This window comes from Cytobacillus sp. NCCP-133 (genome assembly GCF_026011715.1).
Classification (GTDB): Bacteria; Bacillota; Bacilli; order Bacillales; family Cytobacillaceae; genus Cytobacillus.
The window spans coordinates 25,926-45,108 of the sequence record NZ_BRVM01000011.1 but is presented as its reverse complement, the minus strand read 5'-3'; the positions used below and the strand labels follow the sequence as shown (position 1 = coordinate 45,108).

Sequence of the window (19,183 nt, the reverse complement as noted above, 5' to 3'; positions counted from 1 at the left end):
CTAATTAGTAGCCGATGTAGACGGTTTTTACTTGAGTAAAGAATTCAAGGCCAACTCTACCTGATTCCCGGAAGGTAGCCGTACTGGATTGCTTCAAGCCGCCAAACGGTGCGTTGATCAAGTTGCCGGTAGTTGTCCGGTTCACTTTTACCGTCCCTGCCTGAATGTCTTTCGTAAACCTGTTTGCCGTTTTTAAATTATTGGTCACGATCGAAGCAGACAATCCATAGTCAACGTCATTCGCAATTGCAATGGCTTCTTCATATGTATCCACTTCAATCACGGCAATCACAGGGCCAAAAATTTCTTCCTTGGCAATGCGGTGATTTTGTTTAACATTTGTGAAAATGGCTGGCGATACGAAAAAGCCCTTTTCGTACGACCCGGAAGTTAAATGTTCGCCGCCAAATACAAGTTCAGCCCCATCTTCTTTGCCGAACTCAATATACTTCAGCACATTTTTTAATTGCTTTTCATTAGCCAGCGGTCCGATTTTAACTCCCTCTTCAAAACCGCTGCCGATTTTAAGAGCGCTCGTTTTCTCAATTAACTTTTGCACGTATGCTTCTTTTACTTCTTTCATCACGATGACTCTGCTTGTTCCTGTACAAGCTTGCCCAGTCAGTGAGAAACCCCCATTTACGGTTAAAGTTGCGGCAAGATCCAGATCGGCATCATCCATGACAACAAGCGGATTTTTCCCGCCAAGTTCCATTTGGGTACGGATAGTGAAAGAGCTCTTGCGGTGGATATCCTGACCTGCAGCTGTTGAACCGGTAAAAGTTACAGCTTTAACAGCAGGATGAGTGATTAATGGGTTCCCAACATCAGACGCCCTGCCAGTTACAAAGTTCAGGACACCTTTTGGTATGCCAGCCTGCTGCAATGCCTCAACAAGCCGAACAGCGATTAGCGGAGTATCTGATGAAGGTTTAAAGACAACGGTGTTGCCTGTAATTAAAGCGGGAGCGATTTTTCTGGCAGCAATGGAAATCGGAAAGTTCCAAGGTGTAATCACACTCACTACCCCGAGCGGTTCCCTTTCCGTCGATACTTTCATATTCGGATCATCATTCGGGAAGGTTTCGCCTGTGAAGCTTTGTCCTTCAACTGCATAATAGCGAAGAGTTTGTGCAGATCTTAGCACTTCATTTTTAGCATCATTGACATGCTTTCCTTCTTCTCTAGACAGTTCTTCGGCATATTGGGCGGCATTTTCCTCCAGGATGGCTGCCGCTTTGTTTAGAATGGCTGCCCGCTTGGATGGAGCAGTTTCTGCCCATTCTGGAAAAGCTTCGTTCGCAGCTTCGATGGCCAGCTTCACATCGGTTTCATTGGATGCCTGGAAAACACCAACGACATCTTCGGTGTTTGCAGGATTTACGCTATAAAAATTTTTTTGGCTGGCTGATTCCTGCCATTCTCCATTAATGTAGTTATTGAATGTTTCTACTTTTGTTGTAATCAACATTATCACCTTACTCTCTGTTTATTTCTCCCTTAACTGCGCCAAATTCACTGTTTATAAAAATAGCCGCCACTTAGACCTCGATTGACAAGATTTAGTGTGACGGCCTGGAATAGAGACTAATTTAAATGATGAAAAAGTCTTATAAGATTTACTAGCTTTTGTTACATTGGCCTGTTAATTTCCGCTCCAGGCACTCGCTTTCCGAGGAGCGGGCGGTGAGCCTCCCGCTGGAGTCTCGTGCCTTCTGCTCCAATCAACAGAGTGCTAAATCACCATTTGGCTTTCATACAGCCAACCCTTTTATAACTTATTTAGCTTCTACTAAAGATCCCAGATCCTGTTCCAGGTATTCTCTCCACAAACCATCCATGTACATACGGCGCATTTTGGCACCTGTGCGTACTACTTCTAGACAGCGCTGCTGTAATTCTGGAGTGTCTGCGTGATCTAAAACAATCTTGTAGCCGCGTTCTCCATGGATTTCATCGGATACGATGTGAAGGTCAAAGAATTCAATTTCTTCATCTGTAAATCCATATTGTGCACGAAGAGCAGGAGTTTGTTTGCGATAGATGTCAGGTACCTGGGACTCAAGACCAACAACTAAAGCTGCTGTTGCAACTACAAAGTTTTCACGTGCGGCCACTGCATAGCACCAGCTTTGCAGGCCTAATGTTGTTGGAGCCATGTTTTCAGGATCGATAACGCGTTCGCGAGTTGTTCCGCAAGCTTCCGCGAAGCGAATCAAAAGGTCTGTATGACGGTCAGCAGCAATTTCTTCTTCATACATATTTTGAAGTGTGAAGTCTTTTGCTGCTTCGAATTTCGGATCGGTTGGAGTGTTGTGATAGATATACGCTAAGTAGTCTGCGAAAGGTCCTACATAGTGGTAATGGTTTTCAGCCCATCTCGCAAAGTGCTTTCTTTCCAGTTTCCCTTCAGCCCAAGCTACTGTAAATGGAGCTTTCTGGCTATGATTGCCCTTAATCGCTTCCTCTAGTTCTTTGCGAAATTCATCTTTAGATAATAATTCTGTCATGTGGAAACTCCTCCTCAATTTTTATGCAGTTGATTGGCATTTGATATTTTGTATACCAAAATATTTTAAAAAATAATAGGCTGTCAATTTACAACCTCTTCTAAACCTGTTTTTTTGGTCTTTGGTATACCTTAATCAAATAATAACCTATTATTTTTCAATTGTAAACAAAATTTTTAGAATTTTTAAAGATTTACGAACATTTTTATTAGCATACTAGATTCAATACAATAGCTTTGTTTTTAGATCAAGCAATTCGGAAAGTTCTTCTGCAAGATTACTTAACGCTTCTTCTACAATCTGTTCGCCAATTTCTCTGCTGCCTTGTCTGCCATCTCCAATACACCCGTTCCCGGTCATTTCTTCATAAAAATAGAACCCTTGAACAGCTTTTCCCGGCCTCAGTCTTTTCCATCTTCCTTCTTCCTGGATATCGCCTTTTTCGAGAAGCTCGATTCTGACCAGTTCAGGCGCCAGATACAAGGCTTCTGAGACTTCGCGCTCACAGCTATGGCCAAATAAAGGAGATTTGACAAACTTGCCAATAGACTCCTTGGCTGATGCCGTTGTTTTTGCATAATATACTTCGACCTTCAATTCCTTTGTTATTGTCATGGCGGCGAGGTTCAATGTGGATTGGTTGCCGCCATGTGAATTCAGTATCAGAATCTTTTTAATACCGTGCTGCTTGAGAGACGAAACCATATCTTTCAAAACAGCAATTAATGTTGATGGCTGCAAGCTTATGGTTCCAGGAAAATGGCTGTGATGCTCAGACACCCCCATATTAACAACAGGCGTCACGATCGCATAAGGAAACAGCCTTTCTCCAAGCTTTAGCGCCATCTTTTCTGCCAGCACCGCATCACAGCTTTCAGCCATATGAGGTCCATGCTGCTCATGCGCGCCGACTGGGATGATGGCAAATTCAACTGTTTGTAGAGATTCCTCTACTTCTTTCCAAGTCATCTTTGTAAGATCATAACATTTCATTTCCTATCTCCTTTTATATTAGGTATTTTGTATACCATTAAAATTAAAAAACTATTTCGTTATAGCTGCTGTTGTCTTCTTAGGTGGTTTTACAGAGATATTTTCCTGGGAGATTTCAATATCATGCAAAACCGTAAATTGGCAAGTTAATCTATAGCCCTCTTTGACCTTTTCCCCTAGCATCTTTTCTTCTTTCCAGTTAGGCGGTGCCAGATCTTCACCCCCGCTAATAACAACGCAGGTACACTTTGTACATCTTCCCATTCCACACCCATACTTTAACTCGGGAAATTGGCGGGTTCCCGCTAAAACGACTAAATTAGCATGATCTTTAACTTGCTGTTCCACTTTCTTTCCATCGACATGGAGAGTAACCTTTGGCATGCCATTACCCCTTTCAGTTAATTCGAAAAATTTAGATACTTTCTCAAAGTATACAATCTTTCTATGAGATTGGCAAACAGGATTTTAAGACTTTTTGAAAAAAAGAGTTATGTAAAATCATTATGCAAACCGAATTATTAAAAAATTTAGAATATAATATTGAATATTTCTTTTTCATATTATAAAATACATATAAGCTATTGGTATACAATATTCCATATTGGAGGGGGAGATAGGCGAGCAGATTACATATTTGATATGCAGCCTTTAAATCAGCTTAATTTAAAACAATCCAAAACTATTAAAAGGAGTGTTTAATATGGGAAAATATATTGTTTTAACAAATAAAGATACTTTCCAGACAATTCTTGAGAATGAGGGTTTAAAGCCAGTGGAAACTTACCATTTTTATTTCTTCGATAAATTAAAGGCGAAATACACGATCGCAGAGGTTTTGGATGAGAATATGAAAATCCAGCTGTTTGAAGAATATGAAGGAAAAGAATATGTAAACCATATCGGAGTGAAATTCTTTGAGCGATTTGAAACCCTTGAAGCTGCCCGTGAGGAATTAGATGAGATTGTAAAAGCTTCAGGCAACAGCGAGGACTCCATTCATTCCAAGCTTGTTAAATCTGATGAAGTAGCAGTATAAATAATAGGAGAAACTGAACCCGGAGGAAGCCGTTCTTCTTCCGGGTTTGTTATTAAGAAAAGGACATTTATTTGCAAAAAAAACCGCCAAAAATGGCGGCCTGATTAGAACCTTAAGGTCTTTCTCAACCGTGCTAATTTTCTTTCTGATTTTTCTTTTGCATATTTAGAACCAAATAGAAAGTTGAACACTTGGGTATCCTCCTTTTTTTATCTTTCCTGTTACCATTATTATATAATGCCCATTAATGTTTTACAACAAAATTGTATACCAAATACCAAAAACAGAATAAAATAATGGCGAAATAGTGAACTAACTTCCAAAAACCAAATAATTTGGTATACAATTTACAATTCATACTTAACTTTTATCTCTAAAAATTATAACAACATTTGCGATATGATTAGAAGAAGGACCAATACGATTGTGAGGGTGTCTGAAATGCTGCGAGTTTTATTTTTATCAGTTATAAGTTTATATTTGCTGTCTACTCTTCTGCCAGAATGGGAGATCGGTCCCCTCCTCTCCATCTTATGTTTCATTATTGTTGTTTTAACATTCAGGCTTGCCAAGAAGTTTGTCCAAGTTCTGGGGGGGATATTCCTTGCGCTGGGTATTTTACTGCTTTGGACAAGCGGCTCCCTATGGCTAGATTACATCCTTGCTTTTGGACCAATGCTTGACTTGCTTACTATGTTTACGCTGATACCCATACTCGGGATCCCGATTAAGCTGGGAAGATATGGAGAGGGCATCCAGGCAATCATTCACAGACGAGTGAAAACATCCGGCCAATTATATATGATGACTTCCGGTATCTCTTATTTTTTTAGCATTTTTATGAACCTCGCTACCCTCCCGATGACGTATTATTCCATACGGCCTGCTTTGGGAAGCTTTCCGGTCCGGAATAAGGAAAGGTTTATGAGCAGGGCAATTTCCAGAGGTTTTGCCATGCCGCTCATTTGGGCCCCTGTTACGCCCATTGTAGGGATTGTCATTACGATGACGGGTGTCAGCTGGGGGTCGATCCTCCCCTATGTGATCCCCTTAAGCATATTGGGACTTGTGTTGGATTGGTTTATTGGATCTCGAAAATCGCAAAAAATTTCCTTGCCTCATGCCGTTGAATCTGCGCATGAGACCGCAGCAGCTTTGGAAACTGGCAATATCGGCCGGCCAGGAAGAGTGGTTCAAATTCTGCTTGCCATCGCCATTTTCAATATCATTGTTTCCCTGACAGAAACTCAATTTTCATTGCCGTTTTTAATTCTTGTCTCTTTGATTGTCATTCCGTTTGCGTTTAGCTGGTCCCTATTCCTTAAAAAAGGGAAAGAATTTGGTGAACAGTTAGTTGAACATTTCCAAACCTTTTCCTTGAGCATGAAGGATCAATTTTTCATTTTCTTATCAACCGGATTTTTTATTTCCGCCATTAATTTCTCCAATGCCAATGAAATTTTATATAGCTGGATAGTATCTTTTATAGACGCTGCCGGAATTGAAGTTTTCCTGATCATTTTGCCTCTCGTTCCATTAGGTTTAGCCTTTTTGGGGCTGCATCCCGCCGTTTCGCTTGCCTTAATGATCGAAGGCGTAAACCCGGATGCAATTGGAATTTCTCCGCATATTTTGACAGTTGCCATGCTTTCAGGAGCCGTTTCATCTTTCTTAGTCGGTCCTTATAATGCTACTCTGGGGCTAATGTCCAACATCGTAAAAGTCAATTCCTATAAAGTGTCCAACTGGAATCTCAGATTTGCAGGGATTTATGTTGCTTGCGTCATGCTGTATTTGTTCGCATTGGAAAAGCTGTTAGGTTAAATTCTATAGGGGAGCCTTATTCAACATTTAAGGAAGATGTAAAAAATGCAAAACTAATAGGTACGAGCCTTTTTCCAAGTTCCCGGTGCCAATCGCCTGGGGCTTTTTAAACTAGGCCGATGAAACCAGTTTTTTGGTAGTATTTTATGATAATTCGTTGATATATTCTAGATTTAGTTGATGTAAAGCTATTTTTACTGAAAAGCCGAAAACATATCTTACCATAATAGCACTGCAACAAACATAAAAAAAGATGCTGACTAACCAAAAGTTAATCCGCATCTATTTCGATCTCTTCCCGTATTTCTTTCACAATTTCCTGTGCAAAATGCCCCAAATTGCCTTGGCTATAAGAGCGGATGACTTCAGGAGCTAGTGATGTCAGGACTCTTTTAATATAAGAGGGAGGGTATCCTTGTTTTGTGAACTCATTCTCAATTTCCACTGCGATTTTAACAGCATAATAGGTTGCCAGTTTATTGACCCCTACCAACCTTTCTTCTCTGTCTATTTCGATTTTGCCCAGCGGGTTAAAAAGAGCCATTACTTCATTTGGAAGCTGATTGCCGGTAATAAATAAACCATTTCCATGTTCTAATAAATCTCTTGAATGTCCCATATATTTAACACCGTACACACTATATGCCGGAAACTTCTCAGAGATTTCTCTTGTTGGAAGAGAAGTGGCCATATTAATAAAGCTGATTGAGGAATCGTCTATAGCTGCCATACTTTCGATAAAAGGAATCACCTTGCCAGCCGGAACAGCCAAAAGAAGAATATCGAGGTCCCTCAATTCTAGTTCAGCTAATAAATGCCCGTTTGGGAATCTCTGAATGAATTGTTGTGCCTTCATCCTGTTTGGATGATATACACCAATCTCTATGTTTGCTTTTTGCCAATGCGCCATCATAGCTGTCCCTAATTTTCCTATCCCGGCTAAACCAATTTTCAAGTTCTTCATTTGCCCACTCCCTGCCTTTTTTCTCGACTAAATCCCCTAAATAAAAGGGCTTCCCATCAGTCAGTATAATACCAACTTTGCAGGATAGCCCTCTCTTTTTCAAGTATGCTGTTTATTTTTTACCAGATTAATATACCAATTAAAGTGGCGAGAAAAAGGCTCGTGATGACCGGTAAAAAGTTTTTCCTGGCCAGTTCAAGCGGAGATAGCTGCAGGAAGCCTGCCACTGCCACAAGGGACGACCAAGCCACAATCGTTCCGCCTCCCCAAATGGCACCCATTTGACCAATCGCAGCCAATGTAGAAGGATCGATGCCGCTTCCATTAGCTAATGCACCAGATAAAGCTCCTGTTAGCGGCAGACCGGAAAAGCCAGAACCATCCAAACCGGTGATCAGACCTACAATTAAGATACCAAAACCTGCAATAAAGGCATTTTCAGGGATATAAGATTGACCTGCCTGAATCATATCAAATAGGAATGCCGGTTTGGCAGCGCTTTCATCTAATGATAGAATGGTGCCTGTAAAATCTGCACTTCCCATAAAGAAGAAACCTGCTATCGGAATAACTGGCGCCATTGCCCTGAAGGCAAACACAAAGCCTTCTGTTAAATGCTCACTAATTTTATCCAATGCATGAATCCGGTTAAATGCAATAGTCGCAAGCACCAAAAGAAGCGTTGCAACCCCTCCAATAAAAGCAGCTCCATCTGTGCCTTCAAAGCCTGTTGCACCCGTTAGCTTGGATTGGAACATATAAACCATAACAGCCAGCATGGATAACGGAACTAGTACCGCAAATACCTTTCCCCATGTATTTTTCCGCTGAAGGGCTTCAGCACTTTCTTCAGCCGTTGCAGCAAGTTCATTGGCTACACCAAAAAACGCTGCATCTTTAGGATTGATCCCTGATTCCGTGTTGTTTTTAACAATTGATTTTCGATGTGCAAAATAGATATAGGCCAATGCGCTTACTCCTGTAATCAATGAAAGAACAAGCGTTTTATCAGCGACTAAAACTTTATCAATGCCAGCTGCTTTTGCACTAAGCATTGGCGCTACTTGCATAATATAGTCGGAAGAAAGAGCCATACCCTGGCCTGCTATGACAATAACCATTGCGGATGTCATGACCGGAAGCCCGGCACGTACAGCTGCAGGTACCAGCAAGGCACAAATAAGCGGAACTGCAGGGGTTGGCCAGAAGAACAGGGATATAACATATGTTGTGACCATCAAAACGAAATATGAGACATGCCCATTCACCATAATTTTTTCGATTGGACCAATAAGCCTCTTATCAGCTCCCAGATCCTTCAAAGAATTAAGCAGGGCAATCATGAGGGAAATGATTAAGAATATGCTAAATAGCTCTTTTGCAGCAAGGAGATTTGCGTTAAAAACTGCCTGAAAACCAGAAATCAGATTTCCTTTATACATAACTGCCACCAAGAACGTTCCCAAGATGACCGGCAAAACAACACCTCTCCTAAAAAGCATTGTGGCAATAACTGACACAGTTACAATTGCGTACACCCAATGAGCAAATGTTAATTCCATTTATTCCCCTCCAGTATTGTATGAATTTTAACTCTCTATTTAGTAAAAAAAATAGATTTCAAATTGCAGGTTTGAAAGAGGCATTTGTTTATGCTCGATCAGCAGATGTCTATGTAGTAAGCCACATTCAATTTTTCAGCTGGAAAAGGAGGTAAGAAATATTATCCAATCAGCACACTGCATTTGGTGGATTGTATACCAAATGGGTAAAAAAACAAAAAACTTTCCAAGAAATATAAATCGATCGCACTTTGCAACAAAACATATAATAATTTCATTTGGTCTTGTTTTGTTCCTTCCGTTCTATCCCCTCTTCTAGTTCGCAAAAACATTCCAGAAACTTAACTATTAACCACCTCCTATTCTCACTATATTAAGCTTGTATATTATAATACCACTAAAAATAACTATTGTGCAAACTATTTTGAAAATTTAGATGTTTCTTTAAAATAGCTTGCTTTTCTGATTAGTTTCGGGTAAAATCAAGAATAAATTTGTATATAGTATATCGTATACCATATAAATAAGTTTTTTCGTGCAGAAGTAATCCCCTCTGCAGCTATATGCATTTAAATAAAATACATCATATAAGGAGAGTCAGATATGCTGAAAGCTGGAATTATCGGATATGGTACGCTTGGTAAAAGCATTGCCGAATTAATAGTTTCGAAGCAGGCTGGAAATGTTGAGTTAAAGTCGGTTCTGGTTAGAAGAAAACCAGATGGCTGGGATTCAGCCCAACAGACTTTTGCCTTAACGTCTGAAGAGGAAGAATTTTTTAATGGCGATCTTGATATCATCATTGAGTCAGCCGGACATCAAGCTTTACATATGTATGGAGAAAAAGTACTTTCCAGCGGCAGCCACCTTGTAGTCCTTTCGGTTGGAGCTTTAGGAGATACTCGCTTTTATGAAAATCTGCAGGCAAGTGCCGAGCAGCATAGGAAACAAATTATTATCCCCTCTGCAGCAATCGCGGGTCTTGATCGAATTACAGCTGGTGCTTTAGGAGAAATGGAAGAAATTACACTTATTACCAGGAAGCATCCTCGCAGCTGGGCTGGGACTATTGCCGAGGAAAAGGTTAATCTAGAAGCTTTAACCGAACCGGTGTGCATTTATGAAGGAAATGCACGGGAATCATCGAAGCTGTTTCCTCAAAGCGTGAATGTTTCAGCTGCCTTAAGTTTGGCCGGAGTTGGATTTGAAAATACAAAGGTGCAGGTTTTTGCTGACCCGACTATTAAAACGAATACCCATACCATTAAAGCAAAGGGCTATTTTGGCGAGGTCGAGATATCCGTTTCAAATGTCCCATACGAACAAAATCCCAAGTCCAGTCCGATTGTTGCCATGAGTGTGGCAAAGGTCATGAAGAATTTGACTTCAGCGGTTGTAATTGGAGTATAAGAATAGCGCGGGGCGTCTTGCCCACAAAGGAACTCAGACTAAGAACGGGAGCTAGACAATTATCGACGTTCAAAAATATTCTTACTGTATAAAAAAAGATTAAGAAAGGGCTGCTGCGCTTTCTTAATCTTTTTTTTCGCTCTGCTGAACGGCTTCTATGTAGGCTTTTTTCGAATTTTCAATATGTATTTTTGTTAAATATTCAGCCATTTCCATTTCTTGATTGACAATGGCTTCCATGATTTTCAAATGTTCTTCCATTGATTGTTTTGCTCTGCCTGGATTTTTATGGCCGATCTTAGCGAAGGCCCGGATGTAATCAGATAATCCGCTTAGCATTTCATATAGCTTAACATTTTTAGCAGAGCTATATAGAAGATGATTCAGCTCCCTGTGCAGATTCGACGCATCCTCTTCAGGATTATTCAGGTATTCTTCAACCTTTTTAATACTGGCTGCAAACTTGCCTTTCATTTCATCATCCAGCTTTTGCACCGCTAATTTCGCAGCAAGCACTTCAAGAGAAGATAAAATCGTAAAAACCTCGATAATTTCCTTTTCAGAGATGTCCGCCACAATAACACCTTTTCTAGCTACGGTCTTTACAAATCCTTGTGATTCCAAGCGAAACAAAGCTTCCCGAATAGGGGTCCTGCTGATATTTAACCTTTCTGCAAGTTCACGTTCCACCAAACGGTCTCCCGCTTTAAATTCACCATCCAGAATCAAATCCTTAATATGAAGATAAACCCGCTCGCGAATCGAGATCAGATTATCCTCCGTCCAGTTATTCCCCATAATTTCCCTCTTTCTCTTTGGTATACTTAATACTGATTATAACTTACCTATTAGGATTACAGCAATTTTTTGGCTGATTTAACCATTGAAATCCTTCAGCCTGGTAAGATTTTGGTTTAAAGTACATTCGTTTTTTCTATTTTTCCTTCAGAGTTCAGGTCATTTGCTGCGACACGTGAAATAATCTCTCCAATAATTTCAGCCAGTTTTAAAACGGTAAATAATCTTGTGCTGTTTAAAGAATGGACGGGCGATAACGGGTCCAGCGCATTCACAATCGCCTTCAAATGATAATCACCTACACTCGGCAATATGCTATTCACCGCATTTCCCGGTATGAATGACCCTTCACGCATCAAAATATAGCCTATTTGCCTCTCGTCCCCGAGACAAGCATCTATCCCAAATATAAACGGATTGTGATGGGTTTCTTTGATTTTTTTCAGTACCTTCTTGATGTTTAATGCGTGCACCGGTTCTTTCAGGGTTCCATAGACAGGATAAGATATATTCTTTTCTTTTAGGATTTTCCCCACGAGCGGCCCTAGTGAATCACCAGTTGAACGGTCCGAGCCAACGCACAATATTACGATTTCCCTGGAAGTGCTGTAAAAAATCTTTTCAAGCTTCGATACCATTTTTTCAACTTCCGCTTCCTCCGTTGTTTCTTTTGCGGAAATAAAACTTGCAGCATCCACTATTTTTTTTCTCTTTTTGTTTGCTGAAAAAGGCCACATGGATTTCCCCTCTTTTCTGAATAAAAGGTTCTTGTATAGTGAAAAAATCACCATTTTATTAGACTACTGTACATAGTTAATATAGATAATTATTCTTAATGTAAACAATGCCAACTAAAAATGGAAATAATAACTCGTCTCCATTCTAAAAAGTTTGTTTCTACATTAATAAGGAATACCCTGACAAACAGCCATATATCCCGGATACTCAGAAATTTCCCTTTACACAATCATACAGGAAAGACAAGCGGTTGTTCATTCCCTTTTGCAGCAATTGAAGAATATTTTATTTTTTAAAAGCCGTATATTTTTAACGGAGGTGAGAAAATTGGAAAAAGTAAGAAACGTGGAAAGAGAGAATGCAAGACTCCACAGGATGCATTAATGAATCGGGTAAATCAGATGGCGGAAGATGTGAAAAGCGCAAGATTCTTTAACCACCCCTGAAAAGCACAAGACGAGACTCACTGAAGGCTTCCTTTACCTTTTTGGGAGGATTGGACGAAATATGGAGGTGCCTTGCGCTAGACATTTATCTAAGTTCAAAAGGATATAAATTCTGATATTATGAATAAGAAGCTGGCATATATACCAGCTTCCATTCTTTTAAAAAACACCAAGTTTAAAACCCAGATGCCCTCACATGAACAATCCCATCATAATCCGTCCAGTAACCGGCTAATGGATAGGCCGGAATGTCATTCCAATGATCCGGGTCTACCTCTTCTACTTCATCTGTCACATAGCCGTATACAAGTGATTTTAAAGCCAAATAGTTTTGTTTTGTTAAGTAGCCATTTGATTTTTGTCCGAGGCTGCCATCGCTCGAATTCCCTTTTGTTTCAAAAAATACTGCCGGATGGCTGTGATTGTCAGGATTCAAGCCATTGTAATTCAGGCCCATCATCATGGCTGATACGACTCCGCCTTTTATGTCGATATCATAGCCAATCTGATTTTCACTATCAACAATTTGGTAACGGTCGATATGGGTATAGCCGTATCTTTTCATTTCATCATACACATATGCCATCATCTGCTTTGTTACATCATTATAGTCTGTTTCGTTTGGCAATGTAGGTCCGTCTGGCGCCAACGATATCCCTAATGAGAAAGAAGTTGCTTCATTGGTTCCATATACCTGCTTTAATCCTTGATGATGCAGGTCGATGGCAAAGTCAGGCTTCAATTCTGTCCAATAAGAATAAACAACGGTTGATTCCTTAGCTTTAAAGCTGTTCTCTGCCCAATCGCGATTAAGATCCAGCGACTGGCCTGTTTCCATAATCATGGTGCCGCGGGTATTCATTTCTGCCCCATCAGGATTGTACATTGGAATAAAGTACAGAGTTGATTCTTCTAAGACAGTTTGTACATTCTTCGATTGATTGCTGGCATAAGTCTTCAGTAATTGCAGCGCTGCTTCCGTTACCAGCTTTTCATTTCCATGAATTTGAGCCTGTATCCAAATTTTCTTTTCCCCTGTTCCTACCTTTGCAACGTAAATACTTCTGCCCTGCTCAGATTTCCCGAACCGATCCAATGTAAAGACTTCTACCTTGCCTTTGCTAATCTTCTCGATGTTTTTAAGTATTTTGACAACTTCTGCATAGGAAAGCATACTGTTAATATTCGTTTTTCCTTCTGTTGACGGTCCTCCTGGAACAGTAGCCGCAAAGGAAAGCGAGGAGAACAGCATCACAAACAGCGCTGTCAGAAAGCTAATTTTCCCTGCCATTTTCTTCATATGTATTCACCCCTTCTAGATCCCTTTTTTCGGGAGTCTAAATAAATGATAATAGAAGTGCTTGTCCCTTAAAAGAGTAAAAAGAATGAATTTTCTGCTAATTATCGTTTAATAATTCTACAGGATCATAGTGCTAATTGAGTAAAAAACTCAGTTTTGCCCTTTAAATCGATAAAGAAAAACAAAAATCGACTTCTATAGCATTTCCTTTTTCCTAAAATAACCTTGAGGTAAAATTCCTTTTATAAAAATAATTTCGGAATTCGAAAAAGATGTTATAATAATCTATAAAATTCAAAAAGAATGAAGGCGAATTTATGAATAAACGATTATGGCTAATTTATGCCATGCTGACTTTGGCCACTGCCACATGGGGCAGTGCATTCATTGCCGGTAAGGTTGCTGTGCAAAGCTTTGAGCCGGCCACGGTTGCTTTTTTGCGCTTCTTTGGGGCAGCCATCCTGCTCTTTCCGCTGATGTGGATCATGGAGAAGAACCGGAAGAAACCGAATTTAAAAGATCACGGGCTGTATGCCATTCTCGGCTTAACAGGGATTGCGCTGTATAATATTTGCTTCTTTCTGGCAACGAAACATGCACCAGTCATTAAAAGTTCATTGTTTATTGCCTCCAATCCCGTTTTAATTGTGCTCTTATCTGGATTATTCTTAAAAGAGAAAATTATGAGGAACAATATTATTGGGATGGCAATCGCTTTGACTGGAGTTGTCTTTATTATTACGGACGGCCACCCGCTCGCACTTTTCCAATATGGTTTTGAACCGATTGATTTTGTTTTGCTTGGTGCAGTTGTCAGCTGGGCTCTATATAGTGTCGTAGGAAAAATTGTGCTGAAGAAATTTAGTTCAGTGGAATCCACAACCTATGCGGTTGCTTATGGGACACTATTTCTTTTCCCGTTTGCACTGCCGGAGACTTCTTGGCAGGATATCCAGCAAGCAAGCTTTACGACATGGGCTTCTATTGCTCATATGAGCATATTTGTTACCGTCATTTCGTTTGTTATGTACTATAATGGAATTAAGGAAGTGGGTGCTGCAAAAGCATCTATTTTTATCAATGTCATGCCGGTTTCAGCTGTGATCATGGCTACTCTGTTTTTGGGCGAAACTTTCACAATGGCTCACGGTATAGGCGCTGCCTTCGTTTTGACAGGGGTTTATATTGGGACGAATGCGAACCTTTTTAAAAGAAGGATCAAAGAACCTATTGCTCAAAACGATACTGCTTAATTAAGAATTATCCAGGGTAAAGGAGTCCATCCTTTGCCCGCCTTGGCTAATTAAGAAAGGCTTGTACCCGATTCCACAATTTTGTAATTGCAGTTTCATCGCTTCATCGCGACCTTTTTCCTTCTCCAGCTCCCATTTCCGTCGTCATGACAGCTTCAGGACGACCTTATTCCTTCCTGCACTACGGTTTGCATCGTCATGAAAGCTCTATGTCGACCTTTTTCAACCAATTCCTTCTTTTTCCGGCGATATAACCGCTTCATAGTAATCTTTTTTTATCTGAGCTTTTATCTTCATAGAAAAATCTTAGGATATAATTCAAAAAAACAAAAAGGGCACTTTCGCTTGTAGAAAGCACCCTTCTCTTCCTGGTAGTCGATTATTTAGACGCTACAATGCCCTGGAATACTCGATTCAATGCATCTGCCGCTTGCTCAATCGATTTTCTTCCCTGCTCAAGTGCACCTGGCATCCAGAAAAAGCCATGGATCATGCCGTCATACCGTTTTGCCTCAACAGGTACCCCTGCTTCTTTCAGGCGTTCCGCATTGGCTTCACCTTCATCGCGCAGCGGGTCGAATTCTCCCGTGAGGACCAATGCCGGCGGAAGTCCGCTCAAGTCTTTTGCCTGCAGAGGAGAGGCATATGGGTTCTTTCCGTCCTCTTCATTTCGCAGATAATGATTCCAGAACCATTCCATGCTGTCTTTTGTTAATAAATATCCTTCTGTATTTTCAGTGTAAGACTCTGTTGCGTATGAGTGATTTGTTACAGGGTAGATGAGCATTTGGTAGGCCAGTGAAAATTCACTCTTATCTTTTGCCATCAAAGAAACAACAGCTGCGAGGTTTCCTCCGGCACTATCGCCGCCGACTGCAATTAGATTGGGATCCACTCCAATAGATGCCGCATTTTCAGCTACCCATTTGGTGGCTGCATAACAATCATCCGCAGCCGCCGGGAATTTATGCTCCGGTGCTAATCTGTAATCCACGGATACAACCACGCAATTTGCCAGATTGGTTAATAGCCTGCAAGGGACTTCTACCGTTTCTAGGTCGCCAATCACCCATCCGCCTCCATGATAATAAACGAGCGCTGGAAAAGGTCCTACCCCTTTAGGCGTATAAATTCGGATAGGAATTTCTCCCCCTGGTCCTGGAATCTTTCTGTTCTCAATTTTGCCTACCTCTTCCGGCTCTCCGGCAAGAGCACTAAAATCTGTTGTCTGCCTCGCTTCCTCTGGTGTTAGAGAGCTCATTGGCGGGGCTCCCATTGCCTCCATTTGTTCCAATAAGAATTTTGCCTGCGGATCTAATGCCATTATCATTTTCCCCCTTAACTATATTAATAGATAGTAGAAGCAAGATGAAAAGCTAGCTCTATCTTAATTCACAACCGATTTCTCAGCAGCTGTCAGCTCAAAGCCTTCGTAGCCTTTTTCTGCCACTTCATCACAAATTTTACGGTAATCTCCAACTCCTCCTAGGTAAATTTGGAAGCCCCGCGCTTTCCCTTCAATATTCGCACCCATATACCAGGAATCTGTTTTCGTGAATAACGTTTGGTCGGCAATTTCCCGGCAATGCCTACTCCAGGTATTCTCTGCTTCTTCATTCACCTCAATGACAGCCTGGTTATGGTTCCGCATGAAATTAATGCAATCAGATACCCATTCCACATGCTGCTCGATCGACACCATCATATTACTTAATACGGACGGGCTCTCAGGACCTGTCAGCATGAACATATTCGGGAAGCCTGCAGTACCAAGACCTAAATAGGTCCGGGTTTGTGCACCGCCCGCCCACTTTTCTTTCAGGGAGACGCCATCTTTTCCGCGAATGTCCATTTTGAACAGCGGTCCAGTCATGGCATCGAAGCCTGTTGTAAATACGATCATATCAAGCTCATATTCTTCATCTGCAGTCCGTACTCCAGAAGAGGTAATCTCCTGAATCGGTGCTGCTTTCACATTCACCAGGGATACATTGTCACGGTTATAGGTCTCAAAATAATCGGTATCAATGATGGTACGCTTCGTGGCGTAGTAAAATTTTGGAAGAAGCTGTTCTGCCACTTCCGGCTTTCTGACTGTTTCCCGGATTTTTGAGCGGATAAATTCAGCCACAATTTCATTCGCTTCCGGAGTTATGGACAAGTCATTATATGCGTAGGATAGTTTAAGTAGTCCTCCTTCTTTCCAGGCTTCTTCAAAATTTTTGCCGTTCTTCAGGGGATTCGTCAAACACTGAAACATTTCGCGGCTCTTCCGGGATTCCGGTTAAAGAGTGGCGCATTTTTTCTTTAATTTCTTTGTAATTATTACGAATATCATTGAGATATTCCGGGTCATTCGGTACATTTCTGGCGGGCCTGCTGTACTGTGGAGTCCGCTGGAATACAGTCAGGTGTTTGGCTTTTTTAGCAATGACCGGAATGGCCTGAATGCCGCTGGATCCTGTACCAATAATGCCACACGCTTACCTTCGAAATCCACGCCCTCATGCGGCCAGTGTCCGGTATGGTACCATACGTTCTTAAAATTTTCCAGCCCTTTAAATTTAGGTACATTGGACGCTGACAAGCATCCTACCGCTGTAATAAAATATTGGGCAGATACCGTTTCACCGTTATTTAACTGGACATTCCATCTATTTTTATTTTCATCGTATTGGGTTGATTGGACCCGGGTATTAAACTGCACATCGCGCCGCAGATTAAACTTATCCGCTACAAAATTTATGTAGCGCAGTATCTCGGGCTGTTCTGCATACTTGGCTGACCAGCTCCATTCTTTCAGAAGTTCCTCTGAAAAAGTGTAGTTATAGTAGATGCTTTCAACATCGCACCTTGCACCGGGATATCGATTCCAATACCATGTTCTGCCTACATTATCGCCTACTTCAAAGACACGAGTTGAAAAACCAGCTTCCCTCAGCTGGTAAAGCATATACAAACCAGAAAAACCTGCCCCTACGACAATAGCATCAAGATCTGTTAGAGAATTCGACTTTTGAGTTAATGACATTCTTTCTCCTCCTCTTTTTTTGCGAGCTACTTAAAAAACTTATTCTGTAAGCGGTTTTATTTTTCTTGTGAATTACATATCGGACTTCCCAGATACCACACCCTCCTTGTTAACAATTAAGAATTTTTTATGATTTACTCTATCTAAATCTTACTATTTTATATATAATTTAAATATTCGTAATTTTCTATATATGATTAAGCCGAAGGGAAATGGAAGTGATGAAGAGGATTTCCTGGGGAGAGAGCATAAAAGAAATGGCTGACTCCATGTATATCAGTGAAGTCACCATCAACCAGTATATTAAAACTGCCATCAAGAAACTTGGCGCACAAAACCGGACACAGGCTCTTGCGGAGATGTTTCGAAAAGGGATGATTTCGTAAACATCAAAAGGCTGCCCCATTTGTAAATGGGGCAGCCTTTTGATGTATTAAATTTTACTGAATGACAAGGTAAGGTTTTTTAAGGTATATAGCCTTCCCGTTACCATGAATAAGCTATGATAGTTCCGTTCTGTAAATTCATCAATAATCTGAAGCCCCCTTCTGAATCGATCGACTAAGTAATGAGTATACTTTGGATCCCATACAAAGCGGTTGATTCGAATCAGCTCATCTGCCAGAATATGAAACTTAAAATCCTCTGCAATCAGTTTGATTTGATGCAGTTTATCCTGATCCATATAAAAAGTATTGTGATCGAGATTCTTATTAATAAATGAAAGAAACCCTTTGATGTTTTCTGCCAGCAAAATGGCTTTTTGCATTTCGACAATCATTTTCTATCACCTCAAAACTGCATGTATATGAAAAATGTATGTTTGGAGAAGATGTTTTAATACCGGAAAAAGGGAACATATTACTTTTTCTGAAAACCATACCCTTATTTATTTTTACAAGCTTCCTTAAATGCCTCAAAAATAGCTAATGATGGACCTTCTTTTTTGTTAACTAAACATGCAGGGTTCCATTGCACACCCAATACAAAGGCATGTTTTTACTCTCAAATGCTTCTATTACACCGTCACTTGCTGCTGCACAGACCTCGAAGTTTTCCGGCATGTTTCTCACAGCCTGGTGATGATAGCTGTTCACTTTGAATTATCCGTTTGAGTGATTTTGTATTTATGTAAAAAGATGCCTGGTGGAAACTAGCCAGGAAATACCTCTTTTCGGTTAAGATAAGATATGCAAAAGCTATTCTTAGGTAGGAAGGCATAAGAAAGGCGCAAGGTGCCTGGAGCTAGACAGTTATCTAAGTTCAAAAGGATATAAATTCTGATATCATGAAAAAACCGCTTAGAACTTTCCAA

At 40.6% G+C, this 19,183-nt stretch carries 18 protein-coding genes and 1 pseudogene; 5 read left to right on the top strand and 14 right to left on the bottom strand.

Features of this window, described 5'->3' with window-relative positions; genetic code table 11:
- Positions 1 to 4 precede the first annotated feature (4 nt).
- The 4 genes from NCCP133_RS13530 to NCCP133_RS13515 all read right to left on the bottom strand — a co-directional run bounded on the left by NCCP133_RS13530 (position 5) and on the right by NCCP133_RS13515 (position 3,887).
- Positions 5 to 1,471 carry an aldehyde dehydrogenase family protein gene (locus NCCP133_RS13530; protein WP_264805548.1) on the bottom strand — a complete coding sequence of 489 codons (1,467 nt, stop codon included), beginning with the start codon at positions 1,469 to 1,471 and terminating at the stop codon, positions 5 to 7.
- Between the two features lie 307 nt (positions 1,472 to 1,778).
- Positions 1,779 to 2,510, bottom strand: coding sequence for a TenA family transcriptional regulator (locus NCCP133_RS13525; RefSeq protein WP_264805547.1), 732 nt, complete (start codon positions 2,508 to 2,510; stop codon positions 1,779 to 1,781).
- 222 nt (positions 2,511 to 2,732) lie between these two features.
- Positions 2,733 to 3,503 (bottom strand): creatininase family protein, encoded by a 771-nt coding sequence (locus NCCP133_RS13520; protein ID WP_264805546.1) that lies wholly within the window; start codon positions 3,501 to 3,503, stop codon positions 2,733 to 2,735.
- 51 nt (positions 3,504 to 3,554) lie between these two features.
- Positions 3,555 to 3,887 carry a 2Fe-2S iron-sulfur cluster-binding protein gene (locus NCCP133_RS13515; protein WP_264805545.1) on the bottom strand — a complete coding sequence of 111 codons (333 nt, stop codon included), beginning with the start codon at positions 3,885 to 3,887 and terminating at the stop codon, positions 3,555 to 3,557.
- A 319-nt stretch (positions 3,888 to 4,206) separates the two neighbouring features.
- Between NCCP133_RS13515 and NCCP133_RS13510 the strand changes: the two genes are divergently transcribed.
- A complete protein-coding gene (locus NCCP133_RS13510) occupies positions 4,207 to 4,542 on the top strand; it encodes a hypothetical protein (RefSeq protein WP_048008850.1) in 336 nt (111 codons plus the stop codon).
- 441 nt (positions 4,543 to 4,983) lie between these two features.
- Positions 4,984 to 6,366 carry a hypothetical protein gene (locus NCCP133_RS13505; protein ID WP_264805544.1) on the top strand — a complete coding sequence of 461 codons (1,383 nt, stop codon included), beginning with the start codon at positions 4,984 to 4,986 and terminating at the stop codon, positions 6,364 to 6,366.
- A gap of 271 nt (positions 6,367 to 6,637) precedes the next feature.
- On the opposite strand, the gene NCCP133_RS13500 is transcribed toward NCCP133_RS13505, so the two are convergent.
- Positions 6,638 to 7,330, bottom strand: a complete 693-nt coding sequence (locus NCCP133_RS13500) for an NAD(P)-binding domain-containing protein (protein WP_264805542.1) — start codon at positions 7,328 to 7,330, stop codon at positions 6,638 to 6,640.
- Positions 7,331 to 7,449: 119 nt separating this feature from the next.
- Positions 7,450 to 8,892 carry a hypothetical protein gene (locus NCCP133_RS13495; RefSeq protein WP_264805541.1) on the bottom strand — a complete coding sequence of 481 codons (1,443 nt, stop codon included), beginning with the start codon at positions 8,890 to 8,892 and terminating at the stop codon, positions 7,450 to 7,452.
- Between the two features lie 603 nt (positions 8,893 to 9,495).
- On the opposite strand from NCCP133_RS13495, the gene NCCP133_RS13490 reads away from it, so the two are divergent.
- Positions 9,496 to 10,302 (top strand): aspartate dehydrogenase, encoded by an 807-nt coding sequence (locus NCCP133_RS13490; protein ID WP_264805540.1) that lies wholly within the window; start codon positions 9,496 to 9,498, stop codon positions 10,300 to 10,302.
- 123 nt (positions 10,303 to 10,425) lie between these two features.
- On the opposite strand, the gene NCCP133_RS13485 is transcribed toward NCCP133_RS13490, so the two are convergent.
- The 3 genes from NCCP133_RS13485 to NCCP133_RS13475 form a co-directional block, all read right to left on the bottom strand.
- On the bottom strand, positions 10,426 to 11,100 hold the full coding sequence (locus NCCP133_RS13485; RefSeq protein ID WP_264805539.1) for a GntR family transcriptional regulator: 675 nt from the start codon (positions 11,098 to 11,100) through the stop codon (positions 10,426 to 10,428).
- A gap of 116 nt (positions 11,101 to 11,216) precedes the next feature.
- Positions 11,217 to 11,837, bottom strand: coding sequence for a spore protease YyaC (gene yyaC, locus NCCP133_RS13480; RefSeq protein ID WP_264805538.1), 621 nt, complete (start codon positions 11,835 to 11,837; stop codon positions 11,217 to 11,219).
- A gap of 622 nt (positions 11,838 to 12,459) precedes the next feature.
- A complete protein-coding gene (locus NCCP133_RS13475) occupies positions 12,460 to 13,584 on the bottom strand; it encodes a M14 family zinc carboxypeptidase (RefSeq protein ID WP_264805537.1) in 1,125 nt (374 codons plus the stop codon).
- A 317-nt stretch (positions 13,585 to 13,901) separates the two neighbouring features.
- On the opposite strand from NCCP133_RS13475, the gene NCCP133_RS13470 reads away from it, so the two are divergent.
- Positions 13,902 to 14,837, top strand: coding sequence for a DMT family transporter (locus tag NCCP133_RS13470; RefSeq protein WP_264805536.1), 936 nt, complete (start codon positions 13,902 to 13,904; stop codon positions 14,835 to 14,837).
- Between the two features lie 379 nt (positions 14,838 to 15,216).
- Here the strand turns inward: NCCP133_RS13470 and NCCP133_RS13465 are convergent, their stop codons facing one another.
- The 3 genes from NCCP133_RS13465 to NCCP133_RS13455 all read right to left on the bottom strand — a co-directional run bounded on the left by NCCP133_RS13465 (position 15,217) and on the right by NCCP133_RS13455 (position 17,868).
- Complete coding sequence (locus NCCP133_RS13465) at positions 15,217 to 16,161, bottom strand: alpha/beta hydrolase (protein ID WP_264805535.1); 945 nt, start codon at positions 16,159 to 16,161, stop codon at positions 15,217 to 15,219.
- Positions 16,162 to 16,224: 63 nt separating this feature from the next.
- The gene (locus tag NCCP133_RS13460; protein ID WP_264805534.1) at positions 16,225 to 17,097 is read right to left on the bottom strand and encodes a flavin-containing monooxygenase; all 873 of its coding nucleotides are present in this window, start codon (positions 17,095 to 17,097) and stop codon (positions 16,225 to 16,227) included.
- Positions 17,098 to 17,244: 147 nt separating this feature from the next.
- Positions 17,245 to 17,868 (bottom strand): flavin-containing monooxygenase, encoded by a 624-nt coding sequence (locus tag NCCP133_RS13455; protein ID WP_264805533.1) that lies wholly within the window; start codon positions 17,866 to 17,868, stop codon positions 17,245 to 17,247.
- Between the two features lie 209 nt (positions 17,869 to 18,077).
- Here NCCP133_RS13455 and NCCP133_RS13450 point away from each other — a divergent pair.
- Positions 18,078 to 18,254, top strand: a pseudogene (locus NCCP133_RS13450) (response regulator transcription factor); the annotation flags it as partial.
- A 47-nt stretch (positions 18,255 to 18,301) separates the two neighbouring features.
- Here the strand turns inward: NCCP133_RS13450 and NCCP133_RS13445 are convergent.
- Together NCCP133_RS13445 and NCCP133_RS13440 are read right to left on the bottom strand one after the other, a co-directional pair.
- The gene (locus NCCP133_RS13445) at positions 18,302 to 18,649 is read right to left on the bottom strand and encodes a hypothetical protein (RefSeq protein WP_264805531.1); all 348 of its coding nucleotides are present in this window, start codon (positions 18,647 to 18,649) and stop codon (positions 18,302 to 18,304) included.
- A 172-nt stretch (positions 18,650 to 18,821) separates the two neighbouring features.
- Positions 18,822 to 18,932: a gamma-glutamyl-gamma-aminobutyrate hydrolase family protein gene (locus NCCP133_RS13440; protein ID WP_264805530.1), complete on the bottom strand. Its 111-nt coding sequence runs from the start codon at positions 18,930 to 18,932 to the stop codon at positions 18,822 to 18,824.
- Positions 18,933 to 19,183: the final 251 nt, after the last annotated feature.